Below are 24,032 nucleotides of genomic sequence, written 5' to 3'. Positions count from 1 at the left end.
TTTTTGATTGTCGTGCTTAGTCACCGGAGCCGTCGGCGTTATCGACCGTGTCGGACGGTTGCGTTTCGGCCGGGACCGGTTCTTCGCCCACGACGGTGTCGACCACGCCGACGAGGGCGTGCCGCAGCACCTGGTCGCCCAGCTTGTAGCCCTGCCGCATGACCGTGCCGATCACCGGCTTGGAGCCCTCGGCGCCGTCGCCCTCGTGCTGCACGGCCTCGTGCAGCACCGGGTCGAAGTCCTCGCCCTCCTCGCCGAACGCGGTGAGGCCGAGGCCGGTCAGCGCGCTGTCCAGCTTGTCAGCGACCGACTTCAGCGGGCCGGTTTCCAGGTCGCCGTGCTTGCGGGCCCGATCGAGATCGTCCAGCACGGGCAGCAATTGGCTGACCACGGCAGCCTTGGCCCGGTCCGCGGCGGCCTGCTGATCGCGCAACGCCCGCTTGCGGTAGTTGGCGAAGTCGGCCTGTACCCGCTGCAGATCGCCGAGCAATTCGGCCGCCTTACCGGCCTCCTCCGGGCTTTCGCCGGCGAACGCCTCCGGCGCCGACCCGCTGGGGGCCGGGCCGGAAGCGCCTTGCCGCACTTGACCGGTCTCGGGATCGATCCGCCGCTTGTCGGTGACCGTCACCTGTTCCTGGGGGGTGCCGTCGGTCACTTGGCCTCCCGGTCGTCGTCGACCACCTCCGCGTCCACGACGTCATCGGCCGAGCCGGAGGTGCCGCCGGCCTCGCCACCGGGCGCACCGGCTTGGCCGGCCTCCGCCTGGGTGGCCTCGTAGATGGCCTGGCCGAGCGCCTGGGACTCCTGGCCCAGCTTCTCCATCGCCGACTTGATCGCGGAGATGTCGGTGCCGGCCAGCGCCGACTTGGCCTCGGCCACCGCGGTGTCCACCTTGTTCAGCGTGTCCTCGGGGACCTTGCTGCCGCCCTCGGCCTCGCGCTGTTCCTTGACGAACTTCTCCGTCTGGTAGACCAGCGTCTCGGCCTGGTTGCGGATGTCGGCTTCCTCGCGGCGCTGACGGTCCTCCTCGGCGTGCGCCTCGGCGTCCTTGATCATCCGGTCGATCTCCTCCTTGGACAGGCCGGAGCCCTCCTGGATCTTGATCGTGTTCTCCTTGCCGGTGCCCTTGTCCTTGGCCGTGACGTGCACGATGCCGTTGGCGTCGATGTCGAAGGTGACCTCGATCTGCGGGACGCCGCGCGGGGCCGGCGGGATGCCGGTCAGCTCGAAGGAGCCGAGCAGCTTGTTGTGCGAGGCGATTTCGCGCTCACCCTGATAGACCTGGATCTGCACGGACGGCTGGTTGTCGTCGGCCGTGGTGAAGGTCTCCGACCGCTTCGTCGGGATGGTGGTGTTGCGCTCGATGAGCTTGGTCATCACGCCACCCTTGGTCTCGATACCGAGGCTAAGCGGCGTAACGTCAAGCAGCAGAACGTCTTTCACCTCACCCTTGAGCACACCGGCCTGCAGCGCGGCGCCCACGGCAACCACCTCGTCGGGGTTGACGCCCTTGTTAGGCTCCTTGCCACCGGTGAGCTCCTTGACCAGCTCGGTCACCGCGGGCATGCGGGTGGAACCACCAACCAGCACGACGTGGTCGATGTCCGACACCGAGATGCCGGCGTCGGAGATCACCGACTTGAACGGCGCACGGGTGCGGTCCAGCAGGTCCTGGGTGATGCGCTGGAACTCGGCGCGGGTGAGCTGCTCGTCGAGGAACAGCGGGTTCTTGTCCGCGTCGACGGTGATGTAGGGCAGGTTGATCGAGGTGCTCTGCGAGCTCGAGAGCTCGATCTTGGCCTTCTCGGCCGCTTCACGCAGCCGCTGCATCGCCATCTTGTCCTTGGTCAGGTCGATGCCGCTGGTGCCCTTGAACTTGTCGACGAGCCATTCGACGACGCGGTCGTCCCAGTCGTCGCCACCGAGGTGGTTGTCACCGCTGGTGGCGCGAACCTCGACCACGCCCTCGCCGATCTCGAGCAGCGAGACGTCGAAGGTGCCGCCACCGAGGTCGAAGACCAGGATGGTCTGCTCCTTCTCGCCCTTGTCCAGGCCGTAGGCCAGCGCCGCGGCGGTGGGCTCGTTGACGATGCGCAGCACGTTCAGGCCGGCGATCTGGCCGGCCTCCTTGGTCGCCTGCCGCTGGGCGTCGTTGAAGTAGGCGGGCACGGTGATGACCGCGTCGGTGATGTCCTCACCGAGGTAGGCCTCCGCGTCGCGCTTCAGCTTCATCAGCACGCGGGCGCTGATCTCCTGCGCCGTGTACTTCTTGCCGTCGATCTCGACGGACCAGTCGGTGCCCATGTGCCGCTTGACCGACCTGATGGTGCGGTCGACGTTGGTCACCGCCTGGTTCTTGGCGGGCTGGCCGACCAGCACTTCGCCGTTGCGGGCGAAAGCGACGATCGACGGTGTGGTCCGCGAACCCTCGGAGTTCGCGACGACGACGGGGTCGCCGCCCTCGAGGACCGAGACGACTGAGTTGGTGGTCCCGAGGTCGATACCGACCGCACGAGCCATAGTGATTCCTCCTGATTACGTAGAGCCTTTTTGGTGCCACTATGCTGAGTGAACCCCGCTCAAGCCTGCCCTCGCGGGCGTCGTGGTGTCAACCCAGCCTTGAGTCTTCTTCGCTCAACTTGTTGACCATGCTAACGGCGGGCGCGCCCGTCTTGTTCCGGGGGTGGTCGTTGCGTGTGAACACAGGGCGCCCTAGACGCACAACTACCGCCCTCAGCTCACACTGAACGCCGTCAGCTCACACTCGACGCGCCGGGCTCCGGGATCATCTCCTCGATCAGCGAGAACACCGCGCGGGTGGCGGCGCTGGGCGGGCGCAGCGCAGCCATCGCGACGTACAGGCGCCAGCACAGGTCGTAGTCGGAGATCCGCAGCGTCGCCAGGCCGTCGTCGCCGATCTCGTCGAGGATGAACCGGCTCAAGAACCCGATGCCCAAGCCGTTTCGGACGTGGGTCGCGGTGGTGGCGATGTCGGCGACCTCGAGGGCGATCGTGCGCTGCACCCCGGCCGTCGCGAAGGCCCGGTCGGCCACTGCCCGGTTGCCGTAGCCCGGCGGGCCGTCGATGAACGACATCCCGGCCAGCTCGGCCAGCGACACCGACTCTCGGCCGGCCAGTGGGTGATCCGCCGGAACGACCAGGAGGAGCGGATAGGCCGCGACCAGCCGGGTGTGCAGGTCGGTGGGCGGCCCGTCGGGCAAGACGAGCAGGGCGACGTCGAGGCTGTCATCGCGCAGCTGCTGCGCCAGGCCCGCCGAACCCGCCCGGGCGAAACGAATTTGGACCAGCACGCCGGGATGCCGGGCACGCAGCTCGGCCAGCAGCCTCGGCATGTCGATGTTGTTGATCGACATCAGCGTTCCCAGCCTGACGGTCCCCCCGACGGAGCCGCCGGTGGCCGCAACGGCATCCTTGGCCGCGCGGGCCGCGTCGATGGTGGCGCGGGCGTGCGGCGCCAGCTCGCGTCCCGCCGGCGTGAGCGTCACGCCCGCGGGTCCCCGGACGAACAGCTCCGCGCCGAGTTCGCGCTCGAGGGCCTTGATGGTCGCGGACACCCCGGATTGGACGACGTGCAATCTCTTGGCGGCCCGGGTGAAGCTGAGGTTGTCCGCGACAGCGAGAAAATACTCCAACTGGCGAAGCTCCACGGAGCCCATTATCACCGTCGGTGATGGCTCCCATCAGGAATTTTCGTTGGCGTCTGACGGTTCGGTCGATTTACGGTTCGCAATTGGGTCGCGTCGATCCCAACCCCCCCTCAATTTGGACGGTGCGCGTTATGAGTTTGCAGGGCCCCACCCTGACCAGAACCCGAACCCGGTGGTCCTCGGCGTCCACCGACGACCAGTTCGTCGTGCAGAACCCGGCGACGGGCCAGACGGTCACGGTCGTCCAGGGCGCCGGGCCGGACGAGGTGGACCAGGCCGTCCGCCGGGCGCACGCCGCGCACCTGCGCTGGAAGCAACGCCCCGCGCGGGAGCGCGGCCGATACCTGCGCCAGGTCGCCGAGGTGATCCGCGCCCACGCCGACGAGATCGCCGCGCTCGAGACGCTGGAGATGGGCAAGCCGATCACGCAGGCGCGCAACTTCGACGTGGAAGCCGCGATCGCCATCTTCGAGTACTTCGGCGCCATGGTGGAGGCGCTGCCCAGCCAGGCCCGCGACTACGGACCCGTCCTGGACGTCACCACGCTAGAGCCGTACGGCGTGATCGCGTGCATCGTCCCGTTCAACTGGCCGCCGATCCACACCGCGGGGAAGGTCGCGCCGGCGCTGGCGGTCGGCAACGCCGTCGTGCTCAAACCGCCGGAACAGACGCCCTCGGTGGTGTTGCGGATGGTCGAGCTGATCCAGTCGGTGCTGCCGGACGGTGTCGTGCAGGCCGTGCCCGGCAGGGGTGAGGTGGGCGCCGCGCTGGCCGGGCATCGGCTGGTCGGCAAGGTGTCCTTCACCGGATCGCCGCGGACGGGCGCGGCGGTGCTGCGCACCGCGGCCGGCAACCTCACCCCGACGCTGATGGAACTCGGCGGAAAGAACCCACTGGTCGTTTTCGACGACGCCGACCTGCACGACGCGCTGCTGGCCGCGGTCGACGGCGGCTTCTTCAACCAGGGCGAGGCCTGCACTGCGGCGTCGCGAATCCTGGTGCAGGACAGCGTCTATGCGGAGTTCGAGGCGAAGTTGTGCGCCGCGGTGGGCCGGCTGCGGGTGGGCGATGGCGCCGACCCGGCGACCGACGTCGGGCCGTTGGTCACCCGCAAGCAGCAGAATCAGGTCCTCGATTACCTGCGGATCGGCGTGGCCGAAGGCGCCCACATCGCCGCCCAGGCGCCGCTGCCCGACGATCCCCGCTTGGCCGACGGCTTCTACGTCGCGCCGACCGTCCTGACAGGCGTGACCCCCGCAATGCGGGTGGCCCGCGACGAGATCTTCGGCCCCGTCGTCACCCTCATGCCGTTCACCGACGAGGACGAGGCGGTGCGCATCGCCAACGCCACGCCGTTCGGACTGGTCGCGGCGGTGTTCACCCAGGACAGCGATCGCGCGCTGCGGGTGAGCCGGCGGATCCGGGCCGGGGCCGTCTTCGTCAACAACTATCAGCGGATTTCCATCGGCACCGGATTCGGCGGCGTCGGCCACAGCGGGTTCGGCCGCGAGCACGCCCAGGAAACGCTGGCGGAGTACGGCTACACCAAGACGATCCGGCTGGCCTCCGATCGCGACGAGCTGACGTACTGGAGCGCCGCCGCCCGGGTGCTGGCCGGCTGATGCGGACGATTGCACTCGAAGAGCATTACGCCACAACGGATTTCCTGAACGGCCCCGGCCGCTGGCTGGCGTCGCGCACCGGCATCGTCGAACCGATCAGCGATCTGGGTGACGGCCGGATCGCGGCGATGGACGACGCCGGCGTCGACGTGGCGGTGCTGTCGCTGGCCGCGCCGGGCGTCGAACAGTTGGACGGGCCGCAAGCCGTTCGGCTGGCCCGCGAATGCAACGACGAGCTCGCGAAGGCGGTCGGGCGATACCCGGGGCGGCTGGCGGGCTTCGCCGCCCTGCCGATCAGCGCACCCGCAGAGGCCGCCGGCGAACTCGAGCGCACGGTGCGCGACCACCGCTTCGTCGGCGCGGTGATCAACGGGCACAGCCAGGGTCGCTACCTCGACGATGCGTTCTTCGACCCCGTCCTGTCGCGGGCGGCCGAGCTGCGGGTGCCGATCTACCTGCACCCGACCATCCCGCCGGCGGGCGTCATCAAGTCCAGCTACGCGGGATTCTCCGACCAGGTCACGTTCACGCTGGCCACCGTCGGATGGGGCTGGCACATCAACACGGGCACCCATGTGCTGCGCCTGATCCTCGGCGGCGTGTTCGACCGGTACCCCGAGCTGCAGGTCGTCATCGGGCACATGGGCGAGGCGATCCCGTTCATGCTGCCGCGGTTCGACGCGACGCTGAAGCCCGACCTCACCGGCCTGCAGCATCCCGTCAGCACCTATCTGAGGCGAAACCTGAACTACACCTTCGCCAACTTCAACGACGAGGCCACCTACGCCAACCTGGTCGCGCAGGTCGGCATCGGGCGGGTGTGTTTTTCGGCCGACTACCCGTTCGGGTCGATGCGCGCCGCACGGGACTTCCTCGACGGCCTGCCGCTGAACGACGACGACCGCGCGCTTATCAGCCACCGCAATGCCGAGCGGTTGCTGGGCCTGTAAAAACTTCGCCGATTGTTGGTGGGCACGCGGCGCGCCCATGGGTTAGCCTGAGCGTTCCCCGGAGCCACCACGGCAGGAGCTCGATGCCACCAGACAGTGCCGCCGAGCGGCTCGCCCGCGAGGACGAGGGCTATCACAAGAGCCTCAAAAACCGTCAGATTCAGATGATCGCCCTCGGTGGCGCCATCGGCACCGGGCTGTTCCTCGGCGCCGGCGGACGGCTGGCCTCGGCGGGCCCCGGGCTGTTCCTGGTCTACGGGGTCTGCGGCATCTTCGTCTTCCTGATCCTGCGCGCGCTCGGCGAGCTGGTGCTGTACCGCCCGTCGTCGGGATCGTTCGTGTCGTACTCCCGTGAATTCTTCGGGGAAAAGCTGGCTTACGTCGCCGGCTGGATGTACGTCCTCAACTGGTCGATGACGGGCATCGTGGACACCACCGCGATCGCGCACTACTGCCACTACTGGAAGATTTTCCAGGCCGTCCCGCAGTGGACGATCGCGCTGTTCGCGCTGCTGGTGGTGCTGTCGATGAACCTGATCTCGGTCAAGGCCTTCGGCGAGCTGGAGTTCTGGGCGTCGTTGATCAAGGTGCTGGCACTGGTCACCTTCCTCGTCGTCGGCACCATCTTCCTGGTGGGGCGCTTCAAGATCGACGGCCACAACACCGGCACCGGCCTGTGGGACACCCACGGCGGGCTGATGCCCACCGGTCTGCTGCCGCTGGTGCTCGTCACCTCCGGCGTGGTATTCGCCTATGCCGCAATCGAACTCGTCGGCATCGCGGCCGGGGAAACGGCCAACCCGGAGAAGGTCATGCCGCGCGCGATCAACTCGGTGGTGTTCCGCATCGCGGTCTTCTACATCGGCTCGACCGTGCTGCTGGGCCTGCTGCTGCCCTACACCGCCTACAAGGCCAACGTCAGCCCGTTCGTGACGTTCTTCTCCAAGGCCGGGGTCCACGGGGCCGGCAGCGTGATGAACGTGGTGGTGTTGACCGCCGCGCTGTCGAGTTTGAACGCGGGGCTGTATTCCACCGGCCGCATCCTGCGATCGATGGCGATCAACGGCAGCGGCCCGAAGTTCACCGCGCCGATGTCGAAGCGGGGCGTGCCGTACCGCGGCATCCTGCTCACCAGCGCCGTGGGTCTGTTGGGCATCGTGCTCAACGCCGTCAAACCCAGCCAGGCGTTCGAGATCGTGCTGCACATCGCGGCCATCGGCATCGTGTTCGCCTGGGGAACGATCGTGGCGAGCCAGCTGCAGTTCTACCGGCTGGCAAAGGCCGGCAGGGTGGAACGCCCGAAGTTCCGGATGCCGCTGTCGCCGTACAGCGGCTACCTCACGCTGGCGTTCCTGGCCGGCGTGGTGGTCCTGATGTTCTTCGACAAGGTGCAGGGCCCTTACCTGATCGGCGCGACCGTCGTCGGCGTCCCCGCGCTCATCGGCGGTTGGTTCCTGGTCCGCCACCGGGTGACCGCCGCGCAGGACACCGTCACCCCGGCCACCCCCGCTCAGGGCTCGTCGATGTCCTGACCCCCGGCGAGGTCGCCGCAGTCGACGGCCTCGACGTCGGACCGGTCGCGCAGGTACTCCCCCGCGCCCCGATCCCCGTTTAGCTGCTTGAGTACGTCGGGCCAGTGCCGGCGCGCGATGACCACCGGATGGCCCGGCCGCTCGCCGAAGTACGCACGGGCCAGGCCACTGTCCGACGCCCATGCGCGGCCGAGGACCCGCGCCACCACGGCGGGACCGACGTCGGGAGTATCGATGACGTGCAGCACCGCGTACTCCCCGCCCATGCGGCCGGCCTCGCCCAGCCCGGCGCGCACCGAGGCGCTCAGCCCGTCGCGCCAGTCCGGCGCGAAGACCGGAGTGACACCCGGCGGGGCCGCGGCATCCCACGTCGGCAACGCGGCGCCCAGCACCAGCACGACGTCGTCGCAGCCACCATCGCGCAGCGCCCCGACCGCGGCGTCCAGCCAGCCCTCCACCAGCACCTTCGGCCGCCCGTAACGGCGTCCCTCGCCCGCGGCGAGCAGGACGCCGACGGGCCTCGACTGTGATAACGCCACTCTCCTATGATGGCATCGAGGTTCTCGTAACGCGACAACCGGATGGAGCGCAATGACTCAAGACGCGCACGCGGCGACGGCCACGACGCCGCGATACGCGGGCACCCGCGTGCAGCGGGTGGAGGATCTTCGGCTGCTGACCGGGCGCGGCGGGTTCGTCGACGACATCTCGCGCCCCGGCATGCTGCACGCCTGCTTCGTGCGCAGCCCGTTCGCCCGCGCCAAGATCAACGGCATCGACGCGTCGGCGGCGCTGGCACTGCCCGGCGTGCGCGCGGTGTTCACCGCCGCCGACCTCAACCCCGACATCAAGGAGTCGTGGCACGCCGTCGCCGGCAAGGACGTGCCGGACACGCCCCGCCCGCCGCTGGCCGAGGGCGAGGCGAAGTTCGTGGGCGACCCGGTCGCCCTGATCGTCGCCGAGAGCCGCTACATCGCCGAGGACGCGCTGGAGCTCGTCGACGTCGACTACGAGCCGCTGCCCGCGATCACCGACCTCACCCGCGCGCAGTCCTCGGACGTGCTGGTGCACGACGCCTACGCGAACAACGTCGCGGGCGGGATGGGCGGCGCGCCGCCGGACGAAGAGGTGTTCGCCGCCGCGGCATGCGTGGTGAAAGAGAACATCTACCAACAGATTTACGCGCCCGTACCGATCGAGACCCGCGGGCTGGTTGTCGAGTGGGAGGCCGCGTCGGAGGAGCTCACCCTGTGGGCGTCTACGCAAACCCCGCACGAGCTGCGCGCGTTCTGCGCGCGCCTGTTAGGGATTGCGGCGCAACGGGTTCGGGTGATCATGCGCGACACCGGCGGCGGTTTCGGCCAGAAGGTGGTCCCGATGCGCGAGGACATGTGCATCATGCTGGCCGCCCGCAAGGTGCCGGCGGCGCTGAAGTGGATCGAGGACCGCCGCGAGAACCTGATGTCGGCCGGGCAGGCCCGGCACGTCGACGGCACGGGCCGGATGGCGTTCGACGAAGACGGCAACATCCTGGCCGCCGACATCGACTTCGTCCAGGACGTCGGCGCGTACCCGACGCCCTACCCGGTGCTGACCACGGCCGCCATCGGCATGTTCTTCCCCGGGCCCTACCGCGTGCCCAAGGCCAGCTTCAACTACAAGACGGTGTTCACGAACACCAGCGGACTGGCCGCCTACCGCGGCCCGTGGCAGTACGAGACGCTGGCGCGCGAAATCCTGCTGGACATCGCCGCCCGCAAGATGGGCATGGACCCGGTCGAGCTGCGCCGGCGCAACCTGCTGCGCCGTGACGAGATGCCGTACTTCAACCCCAACGGCATGCCGTACGACCACGTCGCCCCCAGCGAGACGTTCGAGCAGGCCGTGAAACTCCTTGACCACGAAGGGTTTCGCAAGGAACAGCGCGAGGCGCTGGCCCAGGGCCGCTACCTGGGGCTGGGGTTCTCGGCGTACATCGAGCCGACCGGGGCGGCGACGGGCCACCTGGCCACCGAGGGTTGCACCATCCGGATGGAGCCGACGGGCAAGGTCAACGTCTACGTGAACGGCGGCTCCAGCGGAAACAGCTTGGAGACCACCGTCATTCAGCTGACCGCCGACGCGCTGGGCGCCGACATCGACGACGTCGCCACCATCCAGGGCGACACCGCGGTCACACCCTACGGGGCCGGGACGCAGGGCAGCCGCAGCGGCCCGATGACCGCCGGGGCCGTCGAGGAGGCGGGCACGAAGCTGCGCGAGAAGATCGTGGCGCTGGCGGCGCACCAGCTGAAGGTGCCCGAATCCGAAGTGGAACTGGCGAATTCGACCGCCGCCGTCCGGGGCGACCCGTCGAAGCGGGTGACGTTCGGCGAGCTGGCCTACCTGTCCTACTACTCGCCGCAGGCGCTGCCGCCGGACATGTCGCCCGAGCTGGAGGCCACCGCCCGCTACGTCGCAAAGGCCCCCATCCTGTGGTCGAACGCGACCCATGCGTGCACCTGCGAGGTGGACGTCGCCACCGGCAAGGTCACGCTGCTGCGCTACATCGTCAGCGAGGACGTCGGCCCCATGATCAACCCGACTATCGTGGAGGGCCAGATCGCCGGCGGGACGGTGCAGGGCATCGGCGGCGCGCTGATGGAGGACCTCGCCTACGACGACGACGGCAACCCGCTGGCGACGACGTTCGTCGACTACCTGTTGCCGACGGCCACCGAGGTCCCGCCCATCGAGTTCGGCCACGTGGAGATCCCCGGCCCGGGGCCCGGCGGTTACAAGGGCGCAGGCGAGGGCGGGGCGATCGGCTCGGTGCCGGCGGTGATCAACGCCATCAACGACGCGCTCGCACCCCTGGGGGTGACGGTCGCCCGGCTGCCCGCCAGCCCGGCGTCGATCGCGTCGCTGCTGAGCGAGGCGAGCCGGTGAAGCCCGCCGCGTTCGACTACCACCGTCCCGACACCGTCGAGGACGCCGTCGCGTTGCTCGCCGAACTGGGCGATGACGCCAAGATCATTGCCGGTGGCCAGAGCCTGGTCCCGATGCTGGCGATGCGGCTGGCCTACTTCGACCATCTCATCGACATTTCCCGGCTTTCCGAGCTGCGGGGCATCGAGCGCCGGGGTGCCGAACTGTGGATCGGCGCCGGAACCACCGAGTTTACCGTCGGCGCGGATGCCCAAGTGCGCCAATCGGTTCCGCTGCTGACTCGGGCGACCCCGTTTGTCGGGCACTTCCAGATCCGCAACCGCGGCACCCTCGGCGGGTCGATCGCGCACGCCGACGCCGCGGGCGAATACCCGGCGGCCGCGCTGGCGCTGGACGCGGTGATGGAGGTCCTCTCCCCGCGCGGGCGGCGCGAGATCGCCGCCGCGGACTTCTTCGCCGGCCTGTGGGAGACCACGATGGAACCCGACGAGGTGCTGACCGGGGTCCGGTTCCCGGTGTGGGACGGCAGGTCCGGGTTTTCAGTGCAGGAATTCGCCCGCCGCCACGGCGATTTCGCGATCGCCGGCGCGCTGGTCGCCGTCCAGCTCGACGACGGCGACCGGGTGTCCCGCTGCGGGATCGGGCTGCTGGGCCTGGGCCCCACGGTCGGGCGCGCCACGGCGGCCGAGGCCGCGGTGATCGGCAAGCCGGTCGGCGAGCTGGTCCCCGAGGAGATCGGCCGGACCGCGATGACCGGCCTCGACGATGTTCCGACCGACCTGCAGGGGACGGCGGCCTACCGCACCCAGGTCGGGGCCACCATGGTCGCGCGCGCCTGGGCGCAAGCCATCGAGGAAGCACTCGGGGAGACAAGTCATGCATGAACAGCCGGTTCAGTTGTCGGTCAACGAGACTCCCATCGCGGCCAGCGTCGAACCGCGCATGACGCTGGCGGACTTCCTGAGGGAGCGGTGCGGGCTCACCGGCACCCATCTCGGCTGCGAACACGGCGCCTGCGGCGCGTGCACGGTGCTGGTGGACGGCGACGCCGTGCGGTCCTGCCTGATGTTCGCGGTCCAGGCGGACGGCACGGAGGTGACGACGGTCGAGGGCATCGCGTCGCCCGACGGCACCCTGTCGCCGGTGCAGGTCGCGCTGCGGGAGTGCCACGGGCTGCAATGTGGCTTCTGCACGCCGGGTTTCGTGACCACGCTGACCGCGTTGCTGCGCGACAACCCCAACCCCACCGACGACGAGATACGCGAGGGCCTGTCCGGGAACTTCTGCCGCTGCACGGGCTACCAGGGCATCGTCGCCGCGGCCCATCGGGCGGCCGAGCTGGGGTCGGTCACGCAGCGGTAAACCTGCGCCATCGGCTCTGCATCGATAACGGCGTAGTTACAGTGCATTTCGCCGCTCCTTGCGTACTCTAAGCGCTGAAATCGAAGACTTTCGGGGAGCGGCGCGTGCAGTTATCGCAAAAGGCGCGGCGAAGGCTGGCCGGCGGCTCGCTGCTGCTCTCGGCCGTCCTCGCCGGCCCCGCACTGGTTTCGGGCTGCAGCTCGCTGATCGACGGCAAGCCGGTCGCCACCCCCGGAACCGGGCCGACCGAGCCAACCTTCCCCACGCCGCGGCCGACCACGACGACGCCGGCGCCGACCAGCACCAGCCCGGCCCCGTCGACGAGCCCGACCGGCCCGGCCAGCCCGACCACACCGCCGGCCGGGGTGATCCCGTTGCCGCCGGACCACAACGGCTACGTCTTCATCGAGACCAAGTCCGGCGTGACGCGCTGCCAGATCAACAAGGAGACCGTCGGCTGCGAGGCGCCGTTCACCAATTCCCCACTGCAGGACGGTGAGCACGCCAACGGCGTCAGCATCAGTTCCGCCGGCAACGTGCAGTGGGTGCTGGGCAACCTGGGCGCCATCCCGACTGTCACCATCGACTACAAGACCTACGCCGCGCAGGGCTGGACGATCGTCGCCACCGAACAGGGCACCCGCTTCACCAACGACCGCACTCACCACGGCATGTTCGTCAGCGTCGAGAAGGTCACGACTTTCTGAGTCGACCAGCAGCCAGGCCGTGATCGAGACAGATCTTTCTAAGACCAACATTTCTTGAGGCGTCGTGGCCTGGAATTTTGAAGGACGGCGCGACCTTTGGGTGGCGTCTCATATGTGGTCTATTTCGAGACCCCATTCAGTTCTGTTCGGGCGTGGTCGATTTGGTCGAAGGCGTAGGTCGCGATCTCGGCGGTGGTCATGGTCTCGCCCTTGCGGGCGAGCGATTCGTAGGCCTGGTCACCGAGCATCTTGCGGAGGTGGGCGATGGCGGTGTTGAACTCGGGTAGGGCCGTTGCCGTAAGGGGGCTCACTGCAAACCCGGCGATGGTGGCCGCCGGTTCATAGCGGCCGAGCCGGTCGAAAAACGCGGCGAGCACAGCCAGCGGGACGCGGATACCGGTGGTGTTACCCGCGTCGTGGCGGTTGCGGATCGCCACAGTGAAGTAGTCGAGCGCGTCCAGCGGGTCGCCGCGTTTGGCCTCAAGCCGAGACAGACTGCCCGCCAGGTGTGTCTTGGCGGCACGGTTGCCGCTGTCTTCAGCGATCACCAGACCCCGGCGGAGGGCGTCTCGCGCTGCGGCGGGATCGGTATCGCTGAAGGCGCCCCCGTGGGCGTAAAGCGCGTGTGAGAGCAAAAAGGGGTTGTGGGTGGACACGGCCGCGTCGATTAGGCCGTTCGCGGCGGCCTGCGCCTCCTCACCGCAGCCGGCTATCAACAGTGCGCCGACCAAGGATGCCCTGGTGAGAATATGGGTATCGCGACCGTGTGCCAGCTGGGCGCGGCACCACTCGACCAGCCGTTCGGGCTGGCCGATGATGACGTACACCAGGCCAAGCACGCCCACGACGCCGAACGGCACTTTTTCGCTACGGCCACTGCCGATTACCAGCTGGGCAGCTTCGGTGTAGCGGATAGCCGCTTCGATCCGTCCGGGCACGCAGCACAGAGAGGCCATGACGTACAGGAACGCCAGTCGGGGATGGTCGACGGCGCGCGCGGGCTCGATGAGCTCTTCGGCCCAGGCGATCGGCTCGTAATTGTCGACGCAAAAGCCGATGTGCCCCGCGTACGTGGCGATGGTGGCGGCGGTGTCGAGATCGCCGTGGTCGGCGGCCCACCGAAATGCGGCGCGCAGATTAGCCAGTTCAATAATGAACCAGTCGTAGGCCTGCCGCTGGCGGGGGCTGTCCCACAGGGCCATGATGTCGGCTTCGCGCCCCGCGAAGTAGCGAGCATGTGCTGCACGGGCCTGGTCAGCTCCACCACCGGCGACGAGTTGGTCCTCGGCGAACTGGCGGATCGTCTCCAGCATCAAATACCGAGTCCGCCCCGAGGAGCGGGCGGCGACCAGCAGCGACTTGCGCACCAAGGCATCGAGCAGGTCGAGGATGGCGTACTCGTCAAGGTCATCTGATCCGACTACGGCGCAGGTGCTGTGCAGGTCAAATCCGCCCGCGAAAACCGAACAGCGTTCGAGGACTGTCTTTTCGGTGCCGTCGAGAAGGTCGTAGGACCAGGCCACCGCGTGGCGCAACGTGTGATGGCGCTCCAGGCCTCGCCGGGAACCGACCAACAGCCGGAACCGCTGATCCAGACGATCACGCACCTCGCTTGCCGTCATCGACGCCATCCGCGAGGCCGCCAACTCGATGGCCAACGGTATCCCGTCGAGGCGGCGGCAAATCTCGATGACCGCCTTCGCCTCGTCAGTTGTGGCCATCGAGAAGCGGGGAGCCACGCTGCGTGCGCGTTCGACGAACAGGTTGACTGCGGCAGAGTCGATACCCGCACGGACACCCAACGAAGGCACCGGCCACAGTTGCTCGTCGGCTACCCCCAATCCTTCGCGGCTGGTGGACAGAATCCTCACCGTCGCCGACTGCGCGACCATCGCCTCGATGAGATCTGCGGCGACATTGAGGACGTGCTCACAGTTGTCGAACACCAGCAGCCGGACCCTGCCGTCCAACGCGGTGGCGACACTCTCAGCCACGCTCATGCCCGGCTGTTGAGTGATGCCCAGCACCGCCGCTACCGCATCGGGCACCGCCGTCGGATCAGTAACCGCAGCCAGTTCGAAAAACCAGACACCATCCGGGAACTCATCCGATAGGCGTGCCGCGACTTCTAACGCGAGCCGCGTCTTCCCGACCCCGCCGACGCCGGTCAGCGTTACCAACTGATGGGACCTCACCGCTGCTTCGACCTGGGCGACCTCCGACTCGCGCCCGATGAAGCTGGTGACGGCCCGAGGGAGATTTCCCGGAGTCGTGTCCAAAGCTCGCAGCGGCGGAAACTCCGCGCCCAATCCGGCGGCCCGTACTTGAAAGACCCCGACCGGCATCGGTACATCCCGCAGCCGTCGCGGCCCCAGATCCAGGAGATCCACTCCGCTCAGCAGAGCCGCCGTCGAGTCGGCCACCAGGATCTGCCCTCCATGCCCGGCTGCCATCACGCGTGCCGCACGGTTCAGCACTGCACCGAAGTAGTCACCTTCGCGGAGTTCTGCTTCGCCGGTCGCAATTCCCATCCGCACCGGCAAGTCCAGCGCACGCTGCGCCGCCACGGCGGCATCGACCGCTGACTTGGGTGAGACGAACGCAGCGCACACGCCGTCACCGGTGTGTTTGAACAACCAGCCCTCGTGCGCATCGATGGCCTTACACAACACTTCGTCATGGGCGGCTAAAGCGATCCGCATTGCGTCCGCGTCGGACTCCCACCGACGGGTCGACCCCTCAATATCGGTGAACAGAAATGTCACTACGCCCAAAGGCGGGTCCCGTCGGGACACCTGCACAGGATGTCATATGAGCCACGTCAACGTCGCCAGCCGAAACGAATTTTCAAGCCCGAGTATATCGTCCATTTTGAGCTATCAGCTGGACCATAATCTGCGGGCCGAGGCACCGAACCCGCGATGAGGCGCATGGAAACCCGACACGATGGTGAGCCACCTTGCACGAGATCAATGCCCGGTCACGAGGATCCGTCGAATCGACGACGTAAGCATCGTCTTGTCAAACTGTTTTCAGACACCAGGTCCGTGGACGCACCGGTGACGAAGTAGGTCGAACATGGGAGGATGCCGGATACCCGCGGCCGTTCGGCAGGCTCGATCAATGTTGGGGGACCACATGGCTCACGAGCTGGCACCTGAGTAGCGGCAACCACGATGACCGTCCAGCGGCTGGATATCCCGGCAAGTCAGTGGCGCCAGGCAGACATCACTGCGGTACGGAATGTGCTGACCAATGTCGGCGATGATCCGGCACGGGTCCTGGCCTGGCGCGGATCGGTCGTCCTGAGCTTCGCCGACGTGCCGGACGGTTATCCCTACCTGAATCCGGCGATCGCTGCCTTCCTGCAAAAGCTGTATTCAGAGGTCCCACACGTCTTGTACTTCCTCAATCCGGATCGGGCGAGCGGTGCGCTTGACAGCTTCTATGCGTCAATCGGCGCCCTGTCTGAAACCGAACACGGAGTATGGGTCATGTGGTCGGATGACGTCGCGGCGGCGTTCTACCAAGCGCTGGCCGCGGCTGCTGAGTTCGCGATCAATCGAGGCGATGACTGGGTCGCGGTCGTCGAGGGCTTCGAGTACCACGAAGTCCAGACGAGGAATTCGGAGATACGCGCGATTCTCATCGCTCGCGGAGTTATACCGGCGTAAGGCGGGAGCCGCCGTCATGCCATCGCTTCGGCCCAGGCGATATGCCCTTGGTAGCCAAGCGTTTTCGCCATGTCGCGGTAACGGTCCCGGCGATCGCGGTAGGCGGCCTCGTCGCCGCGACTTCGCGCCGACAGCGCTCGCAGACGCAGCAGCCAGATGTCGCGCATCACCAGGCCCTCATCGGCGGAGGCGGCCGCCAACCGCTCGATCGCGTCCTCGGCTTCTGCCACGTCACCGTCGGCCCCGCGGTCGAGCAGCGTTTCCACCAGAGCACCGGTCACGGGAATGCCCCACAGCAGTAGCCGTCCGTCGCGGAACACATGGTCGCCCGTGGCGCGCAGGAGCGCGATGGCCTCATCGCGGTCTGCACGCGTCGCCTGTTCACGCGCCAAGTACGCCTCGATGACCGGCAAGTCGCACACGTTGTGCCCCTGGCTGAGGAACACCTCGCGGACCCCGACGGCGAGCTGCTGCCCGCGGTCACGCTCGGCAGCCTCTTGGCGATTCATCAGCGCAAGGCTCAACGCCGCCCGGATGAAACCCACCACGACGTCGTCACTGGAGCGCTCGGCAATCCGTAGGGCACCCTCGATCTCGTCCAGCGCACGATCATCCGGCCTCAGGACGCCGAACGGGATCCCGAGCAAGTAGGCGTAGCCGACGACCCCCGCGTAGGAAGCCGGGTCAATCTGTCGGGCCATCGGCATGCCGCGCCGCAGGTCTTCGGGCCATCCGGGAAGGCCCAGGAAATAACGGGCCATGCCCCGCGACGCGAACGCGAGCGCCAGCGGAGACCCGACCAGGAAGTTGCCTTTCGTCGGATCGCCGTCGGCCAGGTCGATCACGGTCTGCGAGCATCGCAGCACGTCACACCACCGGCCGCATTCGATCTGGCCGTAGATCACCGGGAACGAAAGCCCCACCGTCAGGTTCGCGTCTTCGAGCGCCTCGGCGAGGGCCCAGGCTTCCGACGCCAGCTGCGACGCCTCGCGCAGCCGGTCCTGATGGGCATGGCCGACCACCGAACCCGCCGTCGCGATGCCCAATGATGCCTTGTCCCCCGCAGCGTTGCACAAGTCCCGCAATTCATCGAAGCGGTCACCGGCGATGTCGGCGTGGACACGCCAGCCCGTCCCGCACAACATGGTGCGCGGGGCGATGCGCATGGCCGCCCGGTGCGGGGGGTCGGCTTGTAGTGCATCGGCGATATCTGCCGCACGCTGCCAGCTCAGCCGCGCCGCCTTTATGTCCCGGTTGGTCGCCCAGGTCGCGGCGCGCATGTGCCAGCCGTATGCGGCTTGCAGATCGCCGGCGGCCTCAAGATGTTCGGCGATCAGTGCGGCCTTTTCGTCCGAGTCTTCGGCGCCGGCCTCAATCGCGGCGGCCAGTCGGCGGTGCAGATCCGAACGGTCCGATTTGAGCTGTGCTTCGTAGGCCACCGCACGAATGAGCGGATGGTGAAAGACGAATTCCGGTTCAGGACTGACCCGGACCTGATCGATGAGCTGTGCTGCCATCAATGCGGGAAGCACCGGCTCGACACCGAGCACCGTGAGGAGGTCCGGGCCGAATCGCGAGCCGATGACCGCCGCGGCACTCAGCGTGCGCTTGGCTTTCCGATCGAGCCGGTCGATGCGCGCGGCAATCGTCGCCTGCAACGTGGCGGGCACCGTCACCTCGCTAACCTCCGCCGCCGTGATGTAGGCACCGGGCTCGCCGTCCAGCACGCCGCGCTCGGCCAGTTCGCGGACCAATTCCTCGGCGAAAAACGGATTACCGGCGGCCCTCTCGGCGACTCGTTGGCTCAGCGCACCAACCGAGGGGTGCGGGCCGAGGAGCTGCGCGACGAGGGTCGCGGTTTCTGAATCACTCAGTGGCGCAAGGGCTACGGTGTGTGCATTGGCCACTTGAGTCAACGCGCCGCGATACTCGGGTCGATACGTGATCAGCACCAATGAAGCGGTCTGCGGGATCACCGTCAGGAAATCGGTCAGCATCGATTCGCTGACCTCATCAATCCAGTGGGCGTCCTCGATGACGTAGACCGCAGGGCGTGGGCGGGACAATCTGGCGGCGGTCACCAGCGCGGCCAACCGCCGCCGGCGCGCGTCGGGATCGATCGCCGGAACGACCGTGCCCGGGTCGGCGATGCCGAGCAGGTCGTCGAGCAGCAGTGCGTCCTCGCGATCTGCGTCCGGCATCTGCTCTCGCACTCGGGCGCGGGCAGCCTGGGCGTCAAGGCCTTCGACGCCGGTGGCCGCCCGCAGTAGACGCGCCACGGCATGAAATGGGACCTGGCTCGTGTGCGACTCGCAGAAAGTGTTGAACACCTCCACATCCCGGACCGACGCCATTGCCGCGATCTCGCGCACCAACCGGCTCTTGCCGATACCGGGTTCACCCGCTACCTGGACGACGGAGCCATGTCCACCGAGTGCCCGGTCGAACAAGCCCTCGACGGTGGAGATTTCCCACCGGCGACCGACCAGGTTCGACTCAGCGCGCTCTGTGGCGCGACGCCGATCTCGCGTGTCCAGCAGGCGGTACGCGGTGACCGGTTCGGTGACGCCCTTGACGCGGACCAGCTCGGGTTGACCGAGCGCCGCCGCGCCGTCCACCAGTCGCGCGGTGGAGACGCTGAGCATCACTCCACCCGGCGGGGCGACCGATTCCATTCGTTGGGCCAGCCCGACCTGTTTACCCATCGCGGTGTAACCGAAAGAGCCCGAACCGATTTCACCGGCGATCACCTGGCCGGAATTCAGCCCCACCCGCAGGAGCAGTTCCGTGCCATCTCGCCGCTCGACCTCGGCTGCCAGCGCCTTCGCTTCCGCCTGAATGCTCAACGCCGAAAGGCAGGCACGAAAGGCGTGGTCCTCCATTGCCACGGGCGCGCCGAAGACCGCCATGATCCCGTCGCCGGTGAACTTGTCCACCGTGCCGCCGTACCGCTGGACGACGGCCGCGCAGCGGTTGGCCAGGTCGACCATGATCTCGCGCAGCCGCTCCGTCCCGAGGGTCGCCGCGATGCCCATCGAGTCGACCACGTCGGCGAAGAGCACGGTGACCTGCTTGTACTCGGCCGATCGGCTGACCTCGGTAACCGGTGCGCCACACTGATAACAGAACTTGGACGTCGGCGGCAGCTGCGTGCCGCACGAAGCACACGACAGTCCCGTTGCGCCCAGCGCACCACGCGCGTCGTCCACGCCAATATGGTGTCACTGCGGGTCAACGATGTCGTCCTACCGGGGCACGTGGGCCGATGCCGAGCCCGATGCGCCCGCGGTCAACGATCTCGCCGAATTGGCAACCACGGTTCGAGAATCGGATATTCCTCTATTTCGCGAGGGCCTCCAGTCCCGTTCGGGCCTGGTCGATTTGGTCGTAGGCGTACGTGACCATCTCAGCGGTGGTCATCGTGCCACCCGTGCCCGCGAGCGATTCGTAGGACTGGTCGCCTAGAACCTCGCGGAGGTGGGTGACCGCGGTGGTGATTTCGGTGAGCCCTCCCGCGGTCAAGGGGCTGAGCGCGAAGCCGGCGATCGTGGCCGCCGGCTCGTAGCGTCCGAGCCGGTCGAAGAGCACGGCGAGGACGGCCAACGGGACGCAAATAGTCATCGTTTCGCCCGCATCGTGGTAGTTGCGGATCGCCAGCGTGAGGTGATCGAAAGCGGACAAGGCGTGGCCCTGTTCGGCTTCGTGTAAGGCCAGATAGTTCGCCAGGGCGGAAGCGATGGTGCGGTTGCCGCTGTCTTGAGCGATCACCAGACCCCGGCGCAGGGTGTGAAGCGCCCCGATGGGATCCACCTCACGGAAAGCCAAACCGTGGACCCAGAGTGCCGTCGCGAGCAACATCGGGTTGTCCGTTGCCTCGGCGGCTTCGATGAGGCCATCCGCGGAATCCATCGCCTCCGCAGCGGAACCGGCCGCCGCAAGGGCGCCTATCAGCCATGCTCGGATGTGGGGGTGGTTGTCGCGGCGGCGGGCGAGCTGGGCGCGGGCCGACTTAACCAACCGCTCGGGCGCCCCGGTGGTTAGGTATACAAGCCCAAGCACGACCTCCATGCCGAACGGCGGCGCATGGCGGCTCGTTTCGAGAACGGTCTGCCCGGCCTCGCTGTAGGCGACAGCCGCCTCGATCCGTCCGCTCGGGAAGCACTGCGACGCAATCACGTACAGGAATGCCAGCCGCGGGTGGTTGACGGCGCGGGCGGGCTCGATGAGCTCTTCGGCCCACGCCAAGGGCTCAAAAGTTTGGCTCCAGTTGCCGAGCAACCCCCCATACGTGGCGATGGTGGCCGCGACATCCAAATCGCCTTGGTCGGCAGCCCAGCGGAACGCGGTGCGCAGATTGGCCAGCTCGACAGCGAACCACTGGTACGACTCGCGCTGCCGGGGACTGTCCCACAGGGACAGGGCGTCGGTTTCGCGGCCGGCGAAGTGGCGGGCGTGGGCGTCTCGCACGTCAGTCGCGGCCCCGCTCCCGACGAGCTGCTCCTCGGCGAACTGGCGGATCGTCTCGAGCATCGAAAACCGGGTCCTTCCCGTCGATCGGTCGGCGACAAGCAACGACTTGCGCACCAAAGCATCGAGCAGGTCCAGTATGGTGAAGTCGTCGACGTCGTCGGATCCGGCTACGGCGCAAGCGCTTTCGAGATCGAATCCACCGGCGAACACCGAGCAGCGGTCGAGCAGCGCTTTTTCGGCGTCATTGAGCAGGTCATAAGACCACGCCACGGCGTGGCGCAGCGTTTGGTGGCGTTCCAGCCCGCGTCGCGACCCAACCAGCAGCCTGAACAGTTTGCCGAGACGATCACATACCTCAATGGCGGTCATCGACGCCATCCGCGATGCGGCCAACTCGATGGCCAACGGAATCCCGTCGAGGCGACGACAGATCTCCACCACCGCAGCCGCCTCATCGGCGTTGCTCAAAGCGAACCGCGAAGCCACGCTGCGCGCACGTTCAACGAACAGTTCCACCGCGGATGAGTCGGGACCCGGGCCCACGTCCAGCGAGGGCACCTGCCACAGTTGCTCGTCGGCCAGACCCAGTCCTTCCCGGCTGGTCGCCAGGATCCGCACCGTCGCCGAGTGCGCAAGGATCGCTTCGATGAGATCCGCGGCGGAATCGCGGACGTGCTCGCAGTTGTCGAACACCAATAACCGGACCCTGCCCTCCGCCGCGGCGGCCACGCTCTCGTTCACGCTCTTGCCTGGTTGCTGAGTGATGCCCAGCACCGCCGCCACGGCGTCGGGCACCGCCTCGGGGTCGCCGACTGCCGCCAGCTCGACAAACCAGACTCCATCGGGGAACTCGTCGGCCAGTCGGTTCCCGACCTCCAACGCCAGACGAGTCTTTCCGACCCCACCCACACCGGTCAGCGTCACCAAGCGATGGGCCTTGACCGCCGCCTCGATCTCATCAACCTCGGCCTCGCGACCGATCAAAGTCGTGGTCGCAGGCCGCAGATTCCCGGGAGTCGTATCGAGCGCCCGCAACGGCGGAAAGTCGGTCCGCAGGTGGGCTTCTCGAACCTGAAACAGCCCAACGGGCACCGGCACATCTCGCAACCGCCGCGGCCCCAGATCCAGCAGATCCACTCCGCTGAGCAGACCCGCAGTCGAGTCAGCAACAAGGATTTGGCCGCCGTGTCCAGCGGCCATCACCCGCGCGGCCCGGTTCAGTACCGCACCGAAGTAATCCCCGTCCCGCAGCTGTGCCTCGCCCGTCGCGATGCCCATTCGCACCGGTAAACCCAGCTCCCGCTGAGCAATCACCGCTGCATCCACCGCGGACCTCGGTGAGGCAAAGGCCGCGCACACCCCGTCACCGGTGTGCTTGAACAGAAAGCCACCGTGGGCCTCGATCGCGTTACGCAAAACCTCGTCATGGGCGGCCAGCGCCAACCGCATCTCATCGGGGTCTGCCTCCCACCGACGGGTGGAGCCCTCGACGTCGGTGAATAAGAAGGTCACAACCCCTGACGGAGGCACGCCCGCGGACACCCGCACAGGATGTCACAAGGTTGCGTGGTCCACCGGCTAACTGCGACCGGCTTCCGACACTCACAAATGCCGTCTATTTCGAGACGTGGTTAATGCATCGGATCGTCGCGCGTAGCACAAACGAATTGGCTATTACCCAACTGTTTTCAGCCGGTCACCGGCCTAATTGTTTGTTGGTGGGGGTTGGGGTTCGAAGGGGGTGTACCACCACCAGTCGGCGCGTTCGCCGAGGGGTCCGCGGCAGGGTGGGACGGCGGGCGGCGGGTGGTTCGGTGGCCGGGCGAGTGATCCCGCGGACAGTGGTCGCCCGTCGTCGTCGGTGACGACGAGGTGGTCGGCGGGTCCGGTGATGGTGATCAGGCCGCGGTGGTGTGCCCGGTGGTGATAGGGGCATAACAGCACCAGGTTGGTCAACTCGGTGGGGCCGCCGTTTTCCCAGTGCACGAGGTGGTGGGCGTGCAGGCCGCGGGTGGCCCCGCAGCCGGGGACCGCGCAGGTGGGGTGGCGGTGCTCGAGCGCGCGGCGCAGCCGCCGATTGACCGTGCGCGTGGTGCGCCCGGCACCGATGGGCCGCCCCTCGCGTTCGAACCACACCTCGCAGGTGGCATCACAGGTCAGATATTGACGCTCGGCGTCGGACAGCAGCGGGCCCAGGTGTAGCGCGGCGGCGCGCCGCTCGACATCGAGGTGCACCACCACCGTGATGTGCTGCCCCTGCGGGCGGCGCGCCGCTTCGGCGTCCCAGCCCGCCTCCACCAGCCGCATCAACGCATCAACCGTGTTGGGCAGCGGCGGCGCCGCATCGGAGGGGGCGTTGCCGTCGCCGCGGTCGCGTTTCCACGCCGCGAACAGCGCGTCGCGATGCGCGGCCAGCGCCGCGTCGAATGTCGCCGCGTCCACATGCGGAAGTTTGATCCGATAGCAGCTGCCCTGCTCGTCGGTGGTCTTGGTCAGCGAGCGCTCCGCCTCGGAGCGAGGATCGGGGTCGGGGCGCGGTTCGAGTTTGATCGCGGTGCGCAACTGGGTGACCGTGGCCACCTTCGCCAGCTGGACGTAATGCTCATCCGAGCCCGCGCCCGCGCGGGCGGCAATCACCCCGACCTGATCCAGCGACAACCGCCCCTGCCGCAACGCCGCGGTGCAGCGCGGAAACTCCTGCATCCGGCCGGCCACCGTGGCGATCGTATGGGCGTTGGCCGGCGAGCAGCCGGTCTTCCAGGCCACCAACGCCGGGATCGACCGCGCCCCGGTATTACCCCACAACCCGTCGCGATCGATCTCAGCGACGATCTCCACAATGCGCCCATCAATCGCATTGCGTTGACCGCACAACTCCGCCAACTCCTCAAACAGCACCTCAAGACGCGTGGGCTCATTCACCACCCAAGCGCCAACAGCTGCGGTCCAAGACATGACCCCATCATCACAGCCGGGTCCGACAAGTTTTCGGCTAAGAAATCCGCGCCGGGGCCACGGCCGTCGTCATTGGATAAGCGGCACAGTCTGAATGGCCACCGCACGCCGCCCACTCCAGCCACCAGAGCGGCCACCTGCGTCCGGGGCCACCGAGGATAAAG

General features: G+C 67.6%; 16 protein-coding genes. 8 read left to right on the top strand and 8 right to left on the bottom strand.

Annotated elements, in window-relative coordinates; translation table 11 throughout:
• Window positions 1-16: 16 nt before the first annotated feature.
• The 3 genes from grpE to A5712_RS06480 all read right to left on the bottom strand — a co-directional run bounded on the left by grpE (window position 17) and on the right by A5712_RS06480 (window position 3,668).
• Window positions 17-655 carry a nucleotide exchange factor GrpE gene (gene grpE, locus A5712_RS06490; RefSeq protein ID WP_082973308.1) on the bottom strand — a complete coding sequence of 213 codons (639 nt, stop codon included), beginning with the start codon at window positions 653-655 and terminating at the stop codon, window positions 17-19.
• A complete protein-coding gene (gene dnaK, locus A5712_RS06485) occupies window positions 652-2,520 on the bottom strand; it encodes a molecular chaperone DnaK (RefSeq protein ID WP_068102677.1) in 1,869 nt (622 codons plus the stop codon). Before dnaK ends, grpE begins: the two co-directional genes overlap by 4 nt.
• Window positions 2,521-2,753: 233 nt before the next feature.
• Window positions 2,754-3,668 (bottom strand): LysR family transcriptional regulator, encoded by a 915-nt coding sequence (locus A5712_RS06480; RefSeq protein WP_068102700.1) that lies wholly within the window; start codon window positions 3,666-3,668, stop codon window positions 2,754-2,756.
• A 131-nt stretch (window positions 3,669-3,799) separates the two neighbouring features.
• On the opposite strand from A5712_RS06480, the gene A5712_RS06475 reads away from it, so the two are divergent.
• From A5712_RS06475 to A5712_RS06465, 3 genes are all read left to right on the top strand, one after another.
• Complete coding sequence (locus A5712_RS06475) at window positions 3,800-5,290, top strand: aldehyde dehydrogenase (protein WP_068102675.1); 1,491 nt, start codon at window positions 3,800-3,802, stop codon at window positions 5,288-5,290.
• The gene (locus tag A5712_RS06470) at window positions 5,290-6,240 is read left to right on the top strand and encodes an amidohydrolase family protein (protein ID WP_068102673.1); all 951 of its coding nucleotides are present in this window, start codon (window positions 5,290-5,292) and stop codon (window positions 6,238-6,240) included. The genes A5712_RS06475 and A5712_RS06470 overlap by 1 nt, the downstream gene beginning before the upstream one ends.
• An 83-nt stretch (window positions 6,241-6,323) precedes the next feature.
• Complete coding sequence (locus A5712_RS06465) at window positions 6,324-7,772, top strand: amino acid permease (RefSeq protein WP_068102671.1); 1,449 nt, start codon at window positions 6,324-6,326, stop codon at window positions 7,770-7,772.
• Here A5712_RS06465 and A5712_RS06460 read toward each other — a convergent pair.
• The gene (locus tag A5712_RS06460) at window positions 7,751-8,311 is read right to left on the bottom strand and encodes an NTP transferase domain-containing protein (protein WP_068102668.1); all 561 of its coding nucleotides are present in this window, start codon (window positions 8,309-8,311) and stop codon (window positions 7,751-7,753) included. The two genes, A5712_RS06465 and A5712_RS06460, sit on opposite strands and share 22 nt — an antisense overlap.
• Window positions 8,312-8,363: 52 nt before the next feature.
• On the opposite strand from A5712_RS06460, the gene A5712_RS06455 reads away from it, so the two are divergent.
• The 4 genes from A5712_RS06455 (at window position 8,364) to A5712_RS06440 (ending at window position 12,769) form a co-directional block, all read left to right on the top strand.
• The gene (locus A5712_RS06455) at window positions 8,364-10,700 is read left to right on the top strand and encodes a xanthine dehydrogenase family protein molybdopterin-binding subunit (RefSeq protein WP_068102666.1); all 2,337 of its coding nucleotides are present in this window, start codon (window positions 8,364-8,366) and stop codon (window positions 10,698-10,700) included.
• The gene (locus A5712_RS06450; RefSeq protein WP_068102663.1) at window positions 10,697-11,584 is read left to right on the top strand and encodes a xanthine dehydrogenase family protein subunit M; all 888 of its coding nucleotides are present in this window, start codon (window positions 10,697-10,699) and stop codon (window positions 11,582-11,584) included. The genes A5712_RS06455 and A5712_RS06450 overlap by 4 nt, the downstream gene beginning before the upstream one ends.
• Window positions 11,577-12,062 (top strand): (2Fe-2S)-binding protein, encoded by a 486-nt coding sequence (locus tag A5712_RS06445; protein WP_068102661.1) that lies wholly within the window; start codon window positions 11,577-11,579, stop codon window positions 12,060-12,062. The genes A5712_RS06450 and A5712_RS06445 overlap by 8 nt, the downstream gene beginning before the upstream one ends.
• 104 nt (window positions 12,063-12,166) lie before the next feature.
• Window positions 12,167-12,769 (top strand): hypothetical protein, encoded by a 603-nt coding sequence (locus A5712_RS06440; RefSeq protein ID WP_068102659.1) that lies wholly within the window; start codon window positions 12,167-12,169, stop codon window positions 12,767-12,769.
• A 119-nt stretch (window positions 12,770-12,888) separates the two neighbouring features.
• Here A5712_RS06440 and A5712_RS06435 read toward each other — a convergent pair whose 3' ends face one another.
• Complete coding sequence (locus A5712_RS06435) at window positions 12,889-15,534, bottom strand: adenylate/guanylate cyclase domain-containing protein (RefSeq protein WP_068102657.1); 2,646 nt, start codon at window positions 15,532-15,534, stop codon at window positions 12,889-12,891.
• A 411-nt stretch (window positions 15,535-15,945) separates the two neighbouring features.
• Between A5712_RS06435 and A5712_RS06430 the strand changes: the two genes are divergently transcribed.
• Window positions 15,946-16,443, top strand: coding sequence for a hypothetical protein (locus A5712_RS06430; protein ID WP_156766446.1), 498 nt, complete (start codon window positions 15,946-15,948; stop codon window positions 16,441-16,443).
• A 14-nt stretch (window positions 16,444-16,457) separates the two neighbouring features.
• Here A5712_RS06430 and A5712_RS06425 read toward each other — a convergent pair whose 3' ends face one another.
• From A5712_RS06425 to A5712_RS06415, 3 genes are all read right to left on the bottom strand, one after another.
• A complete protein-coding gene (locus A5712_RS06425) occupies window positions 16,458-19,652 on the bottom strand; it encodes an adenylate/guanylate cyclase domain-containing protein (protein WP_255404395.1) in 3,195 nt (1,064 codons plus the stop codon).
• A gap of 130 nt (window positions 19,653-19,782) precedes the next feature.
• Window positions 19,783-22,425, bottom strand: a complete 2,643-nt coding sequence (locus tag A5712_RS06420) for an adenylate/guanylate cyclase domain-containing protein (RefSeq protein ID WP_082973307.1) — start codon at window positions 22,423-22,425, stop codon at window positions 19,783-19,785.
• Window positions 22,426-22,617: 192 nt separating this feature from the next.
• Window positions 22,618-23,868, bottom strand: coding sequence for an HNH endonuclease signature motif containing protein (locus A5712_RS06415; protein ID WP_068102651.1), 1,251 nt, complete (start codon window positions 23,866-23,868; stop codon window positions 22,618-22,620).
• Window positions 23,869-24,032 lie beyond the last annotated feature (164 nt).

It is taken from the genome of Mycobacterium sp. E2327, assembly GCF_001672675.1.
GTDB lineage: Bacteria > Actinomycetota > Actinomycetes > Mycobacteriales > Mycobacteriaceae > Mycobacterium.
This window is presented reverse-complemented; position numbering and strand designations above follow the sequence as displayed.